12 protein-coding genes are annotated in these 11812 nt (G+C 55.9%); 2 read left to right on the top strand and 10 right to left on the bottom strand.

The window, feature by feature from the left end; translation table 11 throughout:
- Positions 1-2 precede the first annotated feature (2 nt).
- The 4 genes from K0F75_RS20140 to K0F75_RS20125 form a co-directional block, all read right to left on the bottom strand.
- Positions 3-584, bottom strand: coding sequence for an alpha/beta hydrolase (locus tag K0F75_RS20140; protein WP_219063728.1), 582 nt, complete (start codon positions 582-584; stop codon positions 3-5).
- 394 nt (positions 585-978) lie between these two features.
- Positions 979-1200 (bottom strand): ubiquitin-like protein, encoded by a 222-nt coding sequence (locus tag K0F75_RS20135; RefSeq protein WP_219063727.1) that lies wholly within the window; start codon positions 1198-1200, stop codon positions 979-981.
- 872 nt (positions 1201-2072) lie between these two features.
- Positions 2073-2735, bottom strand: coding sequence for a response regulator (locus K0F75_RS20130; protein WP_219063726.1), 663 nt, complete (start codon positions 2733-2735; stop codon positions 2073-2075).
- 37 nt (positions 2736-2772) lie between these two features.
- Entirely contained in the window at positions 2773-3456 is a 684-nt protein-coding gene (locus K0F75_RS20125; RefSeq protein WP_219063725.1) for a Crp/Fnr family transcriptional regulator, read from the bottom strand.
- A gap of 90 nt (positions 3457-3546) precedes the next feature.
- Between K0F75_RS20125 and K0F75_RS20120 the strand changes: the two genes are divergently transcribed.
- A complete protein-coding gene (locus K0F75_RS20120) occupies positions 3547-4071 on the top strand; it encodes a DUF962 domain-containing protein (protein ID WP_219063724.1) in 525 nt (174 codons plus the stop codon).
- Positions 4072-4160: 89 nt separating this feature from the next.
- On the opposite strand, the gene K0F75_RS20115 is transcribed toward K0F75_RS20120, so the two are convergent.
- From K0F75_RS20115 to dibA, 6 genes are all read right to left on the bottom strand, one after another.
- On the bottom strand, positions 4161-5150 hold the full coding sequence (locus tag K0F75_RS20115; protein ID WP_219063723.1) for a sulfate/molybdate ABC transporter ATP-binding protein: 990 nt from the start codon (positions 5148-5150) through the stop codon (positions 4161-4163).
- 3 nt (positions 5151-5153) lie between these two features.
- On the bottom strand, positions 5154-6026 hold the full coding sequence (gene cysW, locus K0F75_RS20110; protein ID WP_219063722.1) for a sulfate ABC transporter permease subunit CysW: 873 nt from the start codon (positions 6024-6026) through the stop codon (positions 5154-5156).
- Positions 6027-6036: 10 nt separating this feature from the next.
- Positions 6037-6858 carry a sulfate ABC transporter permease subunit CysT gene (cysT, locus tag K0F75_RS20105; protein ID WP_219063721.1) on the bottom strand — a complete coding sequence of 274 codons (822 nt, stop codon included), beginning with the start codon at positions 6856-6858 and terminating at the stop codon, positions 6037-6039.
- A 91-nt stretch (positions 6859-6949) separates the two neighbouring features.
- A complete protein-coding gene (locus tag K0F75_RS20100) occupies positions 6950-7957 on the bottom strand; it encodes a sulfate ABC transporter substrate-binding protein (protein WP_219063720.1) in 1008 nt (335 codons plus the stop codon).
- A 95-nt stretch (positions 7958-8052) separates the two neighbouring features.
- On the bottom strand, positions 8053-8235 hold the full coding sequence (gene oscA, locus K0F75_RS20095; RefSeq protein WP_219063719.1) for a sulfur starvation response protein OscA: 183 nt from the start codon (positions 8233-8235) through the stop codon (positions 8053-8055).
- A 195-nt stretch (positions 8236-8430) separates the two neighbouring features.
- Complete coding sequence (gene dibA / locus K0F75_RS20090) at positions 8431-10350, bottom strand: phosphodiesterase DibA (RefSeq protein ID WP_219063718.1); 1920 nt, start codon at positions 10348-10350, stop codon at positions 8431-8433.
- 155 nt (positions 10351-10505) lie between these two features.
- On the opposite strand from dibA, the gene desA reads away from it, so the two are divergent.
- Positions 10506-11690 (top strand): delta-9 fatty acid desaturase DesA, encoded by a 1185-nt coding sequence (gene desA, locus K0F75_RS20085; RefSeq protein WP_219063717.1) that lies wholly within the window; start codon positions 10506-10508, stop codon positions 11688-11690.
- Positions 11691-11812: the final 122 nt, after the last annotated feature.

Raw genomic sequence — 11812 nt, 5'->3', positions numbered from 1 at the left:
ATTCAAGCGCGACGCAGAGCGTGGTGTTCCATTCGGTTTTGCAGGCGGTACAGATAGGCGAAGCCCTGCTCCCAGCGCTGATGGCCGGACTTCACATTGATGTGCCCAGCCCCCCTGAGAATGCCGGCTTCGGCGCCCCAGTTATGGGCCAGTTCCAGTGCGCGCTGAGTACAGACCGCCGTGTCGTTATCCGAGCTGACCACTTGGGTCGGGAACGGCAGCAGGTGCCCTGGAATCGGTGCGAAATTACGTAACGCAGGCGAGCAGTTCGGCCGTTCAACGTCAGCCGGCGCCACCAGCAAGGCACCGCGCACCTGACGCAGCGACTGCAAAGGTGCGAGCTCGGCCCAATGCGCAACGGTGATGCACCCCAGGCTATGAGCGATCAGGATCACCGGTGTGCTGTCAGCGGCAATCGAGCGCTGCAATTCACCGACCCAATCCTCGCGCCGTGGTTTGAGCCAGTCGGCCTGCTCCACGCGCGCGCTGTTGGGCAAACTGTTCTGCCAATGCGTTTGCCAATGGTCGTCAGGCGACCCCTGCCAGCCTGGCACGATCAGATAGCGGATCGACTCGTTACGCATGGGGTGCGCCTCCTGCCTGTTTGCGTTCATGGGCAAAGTATAAGGACGCGACATATATTCGTTAAGGAATAAGAAGCTATTTGTTAAGACCCTAAAAGAATATAAGGATTGGCGATTCGGCAGGCAAAAAAAAGGGCCGCCCCCTGCCTAAGGAGCGGCCCATAAATAAACTTACAATTCGAGCTTATCCACACGCTGTGACAGAAACGTTACCGGGCAGTCAGGCTGCCCCAATGTCGTTAACCGCAATCACTTTGTGCGCCACAGGCGCAGCCATCTGACGGACATAGAACGGCCCCTTCAACACGTAGTGATGAAGGGGCCGTTCTACCGGGAGGGGTTGGGCAGATAGATAACGTCAAGCCCTTCACCAACACGTTGGCGCCTACAGATTTTAGAGCTTAAGTGCTAGATGCAATGTTGATTCTTTCTGAATATTGTAATCGGACAACGTACGGCCGTCTTCTAACTGTTTTCCGGCACAAATAAGGCGTTGGCGAATGGCGGGGATGCCTTCATTTTTCTCAATTGTAGCTTTAACATGCTCGATGGAGTCAATGGGCTCCACGTTTAATTCAAGCGTTTTTCCTTCAAGTGTTATTATAAAAATAAGCATGCGATATTCTCCAATGGATCACGGCAGGGTATTTTCAGGACAACTTGTTGGAACGATGGTAGCGCCACATTCCATTTTGATTGCTCCCGTCGATTTATTTTTTCTGAGAGGCCCATCATTTTGTTAATAGACCCCTCACTGCATTTCAATGCTTATCTAGTTAATCATTAACTTCAACGCTATCGAACTCAATTGCTACGGGACGGATAACAGGTTCACCCGCTTTACGATTATGGATTTCTCGCTCAAGGGGTGGGATACCGACGTGGCGTCTAGTTAGAAACCCGACAGCAAGCCAGCCGGCGGAGTGAATTCGTACTCTAGGCTGGACCATTCGCTGCACGCGCGCCCTACTAAAGGCACTATAAAGCGCTCGTTTCCGGTTCCCCCCGGCAAGTAGCACTCCGTAAAGCTCGATTTCGTCAGGGACTTTAAGATCGGAGGCTCGTACACTGAGTTTCACGATGAACATGTTCTGTGGGGCATTTTATATTAGCTGTTCGTTCTGAGCGCCCGGACTAAACCTTATAGCAGCATGGCCATGCCACGAAGGGGCCCGCTTGATAAGCTTTATATTCGGAGTATTCTAATCGGCAAATCTTTTGATAAAGTCACCGTTGAGCACATGACTGCGGAGAATGGTACTGATTGAGACTGGCATACGGTTACATCCTTGTTCAATAGCAGGTTTTATTATTTCGCCATCCAATGTTTGCGAAAACAAAATATAAAGCTTTTTGTTTTTATTAGGTACTGTCAAAAGTAACAGGTTTCTAGAATAATTAGCGATAACCCACACACGCTCAATATCGGTTGATCACCAAAAGTTGGCTCCTACAGGGGTTCTGCAGGAGCCAGCCAACAGGGCTCAATCAGTCTTCCAGCACCGCTAACTGATAGCCCACAACACCTTCGGTATGGATCAGTTTAGGCAGGTAGCGCTCATCGATTTTCGAGCGCAGGCGATGGATGGCGATTTCGACCTTGTCGATGTCATTGTTGAACACCTGCGAAGCGATCAGCGTGCGTGAAATGACATCGCCCTGACGGCTGACCAGCAACTGCAGGAGTTCGAACTCCTGATCGCTCAACGAGATCCGTTGCCCGCCACGGCTAACGCGCTGGAGTGGCACGTCGATTTCCAGGTCGGCGATAGAGTAGCTGTCGGCAGTGCCGGTTGGCCCGCGTCGCAGCAAGGTCCGCACCCGGACCAGCAGTTCTTCAAGGGTAAAGGGCTTGAGCAGGTAATCATCGGCACCCAGTTCCAGCCCGCGCAGCCGGTCTTCCATGGTATCGCGGGCAGTCAGGAACAACACGGGCGTGTTGCCGCGCTGACGGACCAGTTGCAGCAGTTGCCAGCCATTCAGGCCCGGCAACATGGCATCGAGGATGATCAGGTCGTAGGCCTTCTCTTCAACGAAATGGCGGCCGGACAGGCCGTTTTCCGCGACGTCGACCCTAAACCCCGACTCGCCAAGCCCCTTGGCCAAGTGATTGGCGGTACTGAGATCGTTTTCCACTAACAGCAAACGCATGGTGCACCTCATTTATCGTGCGTCTAGGCTAGGCTGATTACGAGGCCGCCGCACGCAGTTTATCCAGGTCTAGAATCCTGATTTCGCCATAACTGATGTCCAGGATGCCTTGAGCCTGAAAATCGTTGAGGATTTTGTTGATGGTCTGGCGAGACATCGACAGCATTTGCGCCAACTGCTCCTGGGGCAGCTCGATCACCTCTCGCGAGCGATTGATCTCGCCATACCCTTCGGCGATCAACAGTAAGCGACAGGCCACGCGGGCGGCAGCGGGCAACAGGCTTTGCTGCTCGAGGTGAACGAACGTCAGGCGCAGCTTCTGACTCATCAACAAAGCGAAATGGCGCCAATACTGAGGCTCTTTTTCCAGCAGAGTCACCAGCGCCGACTGCGGGACCTGCAACAGAATACTGTGGGCTTCGGAAAATGCATCATAGGTGCGCGGCAGGCCGTCGAACAACGACACTTCGCCAAACCAGTAAGGCAGCTCGATCCGCGACAGCAACGTCTGCTTGCCTTGCTCGCTGACCGAGCCAATACGAATCGCGCCTTCGAGCACCGCATACAACCCGCACGGCGGATCGCCGCGCCGGAACAAGGGCTTGCCTGGCGTCAGGCGTCGCGTTTTCGCGGCATCGAGCAAGCTGTCCTGTAAACCAGCCGGCAGATTGCTGAACCAGTACCCGGTCAGCAGTCGGGTCCGCCATACGGCTCCGCTCATATGAACTCCTTAATTGCAGACTTTGTCGGGTAACAGACAAAGCCCTTTCAAATCCCGAGGCATGATCATCGTTCCACAGGAGGAATAACAATGAAAAACCTCGTTGATCATCTCAGTCAATACGCCGCCTACCATCGCGACACACGCAACATCGTCAGTCACTTTATCGGCATTCCGCTGATTGTCATTGCGGTGGCCGTGCTCCTTTCGCGCCCCGGCGCCGTGATAGGCGGCGTATGGCTTTCGCCCGCAACCCTGCTGGCGCTGGCGTCTACAGGGTTCTATTTGCGCCTGGACATGCGGTTCGGTGTGGTGATGGGCGCCCTGCTCGGCCTATCCCTTTGGCCAGGTCACATGCTCGCCGTGCAGTCGACGCTGGTCTGGCTGAGCAGCGGCGTCGGTTTGTTTGTCGTGGGTTGGGCGATTCAATTTGTCGGCCATTTTTACGAAGGGCGTAAACCGGCGTTTGTTGACGATGTGTCGGGGCTGATCGTCGGGCCCCTGTTCGTGGTGGCCGAAGCCGCGTTTTTGCTGGGGCTGCGGCAGCCACTCAAGCACGCCATAGAAGAGCGTGTCGGGCCTACCGGTGTTCGCGGGAAGAAAGCGCTGGTTTGATTGACGTCATTCGCGGATGAACTGGCTCCGCGCAGCCTGCACAGGTGAAAGGTTTGACGCGGCGTGCCTGACACGCCGCGTCAAACAAATCAGATACCCGCCTGTTTCTGCCAGACCTTCGGCTTGAAGAACAAGGTGTCCCCGCGCGTCAGACCGATCAGGCTGTCGTGGTCTTTCACCACTTCGGCTTCGATCAGTTCGCTTTGACCTTCGACCTTCAAGGTCACGCGAGTGGTGGCGCCCAACGGCCGGATATCACGCACTTCGGCCGCGTGGTGGTCTTCCAGCTCATGCCGCGACAACGACACCTCATGCGGACGGAACAGCACATGGTTATCGTCGTCCAGGTGCAGGCGGTTGGAGTCACCCAGGAAGTGGTAGACGAAATCGCTGGCCGGGTTTTCATACACCTCACCCGGTGAGCCGATCTGCTCGATCACGCCCTTGTTCATCACCACGATGCGGTCTGCCACTTCCATGGCTTCTTCCTGGTCGTGGGTCACGAAAACAGAGGTCAGGTTGATGTCTTCGTGCAGGCGCGCCAACCAGCGGCGCAGCTCTTTACGGACCTTGGCATCCAGCGCGCCGAATGGCTCATCGAGCAACAGCACTTTAGGCTCGACCGCCAACGCACGGGCCAGCGCGATACGCTGACGCTGACCGCCGGACAGTTGCTCCGGGTAACGGTCCGACAACCAATCGAGCTGCACCATGTTCAGCAGCTCATGAACCTTGACCGCAATCTGACTTTCGGTCGGACGCTGGTTTTTCGGTTTCATGCGCAGACCGAACGCGACGTTGTCGAACACCGTCATGTGGCGAAACAATGCGTAGTGCTGGAACACGAACCCGACATTGCGATCCCGCACATCGTGCCCGGAGACGTCTTCTCCGTGGAAAACGATGCTGCCCTGATCAGGGGTTTCCAGGCCGGCAATAATGCGCAACAAGGTGGTTTTGCCACAGCCTGACGGACCCAGCAGGGCCACCAGCTCACCGCTTTGAATGTCCAGATTGATTGAGTTCAGAGCCTGGAAGGCGTTGAAACGCTTGCTGACGTTACGGACTTCGATCGACATGAATTATTCCTCCGCCGCACTTTGGCGCAGACGGGTAATGCGCGACTCGCTCCACTGCTTGAGCAGCAGGATGAACAGCGCCAGGATCAGCAACAGGCTCGCCACGGCAAACGCTGCGACGTGGTTGTATTCGTTATAAAGGATCTCGACGTGCAGCGGCAGGGTGTTGGTGACGCCGCGAATGTGCCCGGAAACCACCGAGACCGCGCCAAACTCACCCATCGCCCGCGCGGTACACAGCACCACGCCGTAGATCAAACCCCACTTGATGTTCGGGACCGTGACGTGCCAGAACATCTGCCAGCCGTTGGCACCCAACAACCGCGCCGCCTCTTCTTCCTGCGTGCCTTGCTCCTGCATCAACGGGATCAGCTCGCGGGCAACAAACGGCACGGTGACGAAAATCGTTGCCAGCACGATACCCGGCAAGGCAAACACGATCTGGATGTCGTGATCCTGTAGCCACGGCCCGAACAAGCCTTGAGCGCCAAACATCAGGACGTAGACCAGACCGGCGATCACCGGTGACACCGAAAACGGCAAGTCGATCAGGGTTACCAGCATACTTTTGCCACGGAACGAGTACTTGCTCACGCACCAGGCAGCGCTGACGCCGAACACGACGTTGAGCGGTACCGAAATCAGCACGGCGATCACGGTGAGTTTGAGCGCCGACAATGCGTCCGGCTCGAAGATCGCGGAGAAGAACGCGCCCAGTCCGTTTTTCAGGCCTTGAGAGACCACAATGAACAACGGCAGCCCTAGAAACAGGATGAAAACCAGCCAGCCGAGGCCGATCAGAATCCGTCGAGACACTGCGCTGCCACGACGGGCAGCGTTGGCGGAGGCGGCAGCAGAAACAGTTGAGTAAGACATGCACGCCTCCTTAGGATGGGGTTTCGATGCGGCGCTGCAACAAGTTGATCAGCAGCAGCAAGACGAAAGAAACCATCAGCATCATCACGCCAATGGCAGTGGCGCCGGTGTAATCGTATTGATCGAGCTTGACCATGATCAGCAGCGGCAGAATCTCGGTTTTCATCGGCATGTTGCCGGCAATGAAAATCACCGATCCGTACTCGCCTACGCCACGGGCAAACGCCAGGGCGAACCCGGTCAGCCATGCGGGGAGCAGGGCCGGCACCAGAATATAGCGGAACACCTGCAACGGCCTCGCGCCCAGGCAGGCAGCGGCCTCTTCGACTTCACGCGGGATATCGGCCAACACTGGCTGCACCGTGCGCACCACGAACGGCAGCGTGACAAAGGTCAGTGCCAGGGTGATGCCAAGCGGGGTGTAGGCAATCTTGAAGCCCAAGTCCGCAGCGAACTGCCCTACCAGACCTGTCGGCGTATACAGTGCCGTCAGGGCGATACCGGCGACAGCGGTCGGCAGCGCGAACGGCAGGTCGATCATCGCATCGATAATCTTGCGCCCAGGGAAGGTGTAACGCACCAGCACCCAGGCCAGCAGTGTGCCGATCACACCATTGATGATGGCGGCATAAAATGCGGTGCCAAAGCTCAGCTTCAAGGCAGCAACCACACGCGGGGCAGTAACAATTGCCCAGAATTGATCCCACGTCAGTTGGGCAGCATGGATGAACATGGCAGCCAGCGGGATCAGCACAATCAAGCTGAGGTACACCAAGGTGTAGCCCAGCGTCAGCCCGAAGCCGGGTATGACGGGGGAAATACGACGCGACATAAAAGTCCTTGGTTAACGCACGAAGCCCGGAAATAAATCCGGGCTAAAGGCCAAACTAGGCGACACGCTTTTCAACGTAGCGCTGCACAGGCTATTGCGCCTGGTAAATCTGGTCGAACACGCCGCCATCATTGAAGAATTTCGGTTGCGCAGTTTTCCAGCCACCGAAGTCTTTGTCGATAGTCACCAGGTCCAGTTTCGGGAATTGCCTGGCATATTTGGCCGCCACTTCTGCGTTACGTGGGCGGTAGAAGTTTTTCGCGGCAATTTCCTGACCGGCCGGGCTGTACAGATGCTCCAGGTAAGCCGTGGCGATTTCACGGGTGCCTTTCTTGTCGACGTTCTTGTCGACAATCGATACCGGTGGCTCGGCCAGGATAGACAGCGAAGGTACGATAATGTCGAACTTGTCGGCACCGCCGTCTTCTTTCAGTGCCAGGAAGGCTTCGTTTTCCCACGCCAGCAACACGTCACCCTGACCATTGTTGACGAAGGTAATGGTCGAACCGCGAGCGCCGGTGTCGAGAATCGGCACATGCTTGAACAAGGCCTGCACGTATTCACGTGCCTTGGCTTCGCTACCACCGGCCTTCAGGCCATAAGCCCACGCGGCAAGGAAGTTCCAGCGCGCGCCGCCAGAGGTTTTCGGGTTCGGGGTGATGACCGACACATCATTCTTGATCAAGTCGCCCCAGTCTTTGATGCCTTTAGGGTTGCCCTTGCGTACCAGGAACACGATGGTTGAGGTGTATGGCGTGCTGGCATCCGGCAGGCGGGTTTGCCAGTTCTCGGGCAAGGTCTTGCCGATTTTCGCGATTTCGTCGATGTCGCCAGCCAGGGCCAACGTCACCACATCAGCGCGCAGACCGTCGATCACCGCACGCCCCTGCTTGCCCGAGCCGCCATGGGATTGCTGAATTTTCACGGTGTCATCAGCGTGGGTTTTCTTCCAGAAACTGATGAACTCCGCGTTGTAATCCTGGTACAGCTCGCGCGTCGGGTCATAGGACACGTTAAGCAGCTCAATGTCCTTGGCGACGGCGGAACCTGCAAAAACAGCGCTGGCAAGCGCAGCCAAGGCAAAACGACGAATAGACATGGTGAAGCTCCTGGACAATTCTTTGATTGTTGGCTTTTGCTTGGCGGGTCGAGCTCATCTCCCTGTGGGAGCTGGCGAACGCCTGGGTCCGCAGATCAACTGGTCTTGTTGTTCGGGGCCTGCAGGCGGAATTTTTCTTTGCGTTCGATCTGAACCACTTGCGCGTTATGCACAGTGATTTCCACTGCACCGAAGCGCAGGTCGCGCAACGCACTCTGAATTTCGCGCAGGATGCTTGCTTCGTCCTGGCCGTCAACACTGCGTAGAGATGCGCTCATGGTTCTGCTCCTTGATAAGAAGTGCCTGCAGTAGCGATTCGCGGGCAACTGCTTGTGGCGTGGAGGCAATCTTAGAGAGGCGCGGTTATTCTTAAAAATACTATTTAAGAATGCAGATATAACCAAAAAGAATTTAGAGGCATTTCCCGGCAAGGAAACGCATTGCGCGTTTCCAGCAACGTGACATTCGGGGACTCAGGACAACGTCACCACATGGTGTAAATCCAGCTTTTCAGTCGGCTGTGGACGACCAAACCAGTAGCCCTGGCCCTGCTCGCAATGGTTTTCCAGCAGGAAACTCGCCTGCTCGGGACGCTCGATGCCTTCGGCCAGCACCTGCATGCCCAACGTTTGCGCAAGCGCGATGATCACTCGAACGATAGCGACATCATCCTCGTCATGGGGCAAGCCGGCGATAAAGCCCTGATCGATTTTCAATTTTTGCACCGGCATGCGCTTGAGCCGCAGCAACGACGAATAGCCCGTGCCAAAGTCATCAATGGCCAGTCGCAGGCCCAACTCGCGCAGGCGATGCAGTTGCTCGATGGCCATGTCCGGGTCTTCCATAACCGCACTTTCAGTGACCTCCAGCTCCAGAAAACGCGAATCAAGCCCTGTGTCGCGAAGAACCTCCGCGACATGCTGATACAAATCACTGCGACCAAACATTCGACTGGAAACATTCACCGCGACAAATTCAAGGGTGATCCCGGCCTTTTGCCAATCACTCATCTGCTGGCAGGCGTGCTTGAGCACCCAAATGTCGATATCGGCGATCAAACCACTTTGTTCGGCAATCGGGATAAAGTCGCCAGGGGACACCAGGCCGCGTTCAGGATGCTGCCAGCGCACCAGTGCTTCGACCCCGGACATACGGCCGCTGGAGAGGTCATGTATCGGCTGATAAAACACCCGCAACTCCTCGTGCTCAATGGCGCGACGGAGTTCACTGGCCAATTCGACCCGCTGCTGCGCATGCGCGGTCAGCTCTTCGGTATATAAGGCATAACCTTCGCGGCCTTCGTTTTTAGCCTTGAACAGCGCCGAATCGGCGTTGCGCAATAGTTGCTCGGCATTCAGGGCGTCACTGGGGAACAGGCTGATACCCACGCTCGCGCTGATGAACAACTGATGGCCCTCGAACACGAACGGCTTTTTCAAACCCTCAATAACTCTTTGAGCCAGTTCTGCGGCCTGAGCCACCTGCTGGCAGTTTTCTGCCAACACGGCGAACTCATCCCCCCCGAGCCGGGCCAGAGTGATGCCGTTACCGAACAATGTATTCAGCCGCTCAGCCACAATTTTGAGGACCTGATCGCCGACGTTATGCCCAAGACTGTCGTTGATGTTCTTGAAGTGATCCAGATCGATCAGCAATAACGCACAGCCACGCTTGTTGGCCTGGGCATGCTCCAGAGCTTGCTCGGTACGGTCGGTAAACAACAGACGATTAGGCAAACTGGTCAGCGGATCGAAGTGCGCCAGGTGCACCAGTTCGCGCTGCGAACGCTTGATGGCAGAGATGTCTGAAAACACCGCCACGTAATGGCTGATTTCGCTGTTCTCGTCCTTGATGACACGGATGCTTTGCCATTGCGGAAAAATCTCGCCGTTTTTACGACGGTTCCAGATCTCGCCGCTCCATTGACCGCTGGCGTTCAACGCCTGAAACATGGTCTGGTAGAAATCAGGCCCGTGGCGGCCAGACTTGAATTTTTTCGGGTTAAGCCCGAGCACTTCGTTTTCCTGGTAACCGGTAATTTCCATGAAGGCCCGGTTCACATGCACGATCGAACCTTGCTTGTCAGTGACCACGACGCCTTCGCGCGTGCAATCGAACACCGCCTCCGCTTGGCTCAAGCGCTCCTGGTCCTGCTTTTTCAGCCCTGCGCGCGCAGCCGCGGCCATACAGCCGAGGAGCCGGGTACGGGCGAAAAAAATCAGCACGGCGCTGAAAATCAGCCATGCGTAGGCATTCACCAACTGCCATTGGTCGAAACTAGCCTGATCCTGGATCAGATGCCGGAGCGAGGCATTGCTGATCTCAAGCCACAAAGCCGACACCAGCGCGTAGAGCAGGGCCGTCCGCAGCGCATTGCGAGAAGAAACTGACATAAAATTAAAAAAAACCTTACGGAATGCGCGGATTATAGGGTAGAAACATCCGGCGACTCATATCTAAAAGTGCGACTGGTTTTATCAGCTGAGTCAGTGATAATGCCTGCTGCTGCTTTTATATTCATCGAGCATTTTTGAGGGCAACACATTTTATGTGGAACAACGGTCTTCTTGATCTATCAGTTTGGCAACTGGTGGTAGCCATCCTGTTGATGACCCATGTGACCATTGTCGGCGTCACGGTCTATCTACATCGCTACTCTGCCCACCGTTCACTGGAACTCAACGCCGGGCTCAAACATTTTTTCCGCTTCTGGCTGTGGCTGACCACTGCCCAGAACACGCGTGAGTGGACCGCCATTCACCGCAAGCATCACGCCAAATGCGAAACCGTCGATGATCCGCACAGCCCAGTGATCAAAGGACTGTCTACTGTACTGCGCAAAGGCGCAGAATTATATCGCGCTGAAGCAGAGAATCCGGACACACTTCGCATCTACGGTAAAAACTGTCCAGACGACTGGATCGAGCGCCACTTGTACACGCGTTTCCCGATTCTGGGAATCTCGATAATGGCGGTGATCGACCTCGCGTTGTTCGGCGTGATCGGTATCACCGTCTGGGCGATACAGATGATGTGGATTCCCTTCTGGGCCGCTGGCGTCGTCAATGGTCTTGGTCATGCCGTGGGCTACCGTAATTTCGAGTGCCGTGACGCGGCGACCAATCTGGTGCCATGGGGCATCCTGATCGGCGGCGAAGAGCTGCATAACAACCATCACACCTACCCGAACTCAGCCAAGCTGTCGGTCAAGAAGTGGGAATTCGACATGGGCTGGGCCTGGATCAAGGTCTTCAGCTTCTTCCGCCTGGCCAAGGTTCAGCGCGTCGCGCCTATCGCCCACCGGGTTGAAGGCAAGGGTCATGTGGACATGGATACCGCCATGGCGATCCTCAACAATCGCTTTCAGATCATGGCCCAGTACCGCAAATTGGTGATCGCGCCGCTGGTCAAACAAGAGCTGGCCAAGGCCGATGCGTCGGTACGTCATCAGTTCCATCGCGCCAAACGCCTGCTCTCTCGAGAAACCAGCCTGCTTGAAGACAAACACCATTTGCACATACAGACCATGCTCGAACACAGCCAGGCACTGAGAGTGATCTACGAGAAGCGTCTGGCACTGCAACATATCTGGCTAAAAACCAGCACCAACGGTCACGACATGCTCGCCGCGATTAAAGAGTGGGTCCATGAAGCCGAAGCCAGTGGCATCCAGTCACTGCGTGATTTCGCCAGCCAACTGAAAACCTACTCGCTACGGCCTGTCGCCGCCTGACACCGTTGATCGGCGCGCCCCGCCCGGGAGCGCGCCTGCTGGAACTTCATCTCCTACTTTCTATCTGAATGAATAGCTCACTATTTCGGTGGGTTCACTTGTGGCTGTGCGCCGCACATCTT

The organism is Pseudomonas sp. UMAB-08 (genome assembly GCF_900095225.1).
Classification (GTDB): Bacteria; Pseudomonadota; Gammaproteobacteria; order Pseudomonadales; family Pseudomonadaceae; genus Aquipseudomonas.
Note: the sequence above shows the minus strand (reverse complement) of the source record. Positions and strands in the feature narration are given on the sequence as shown.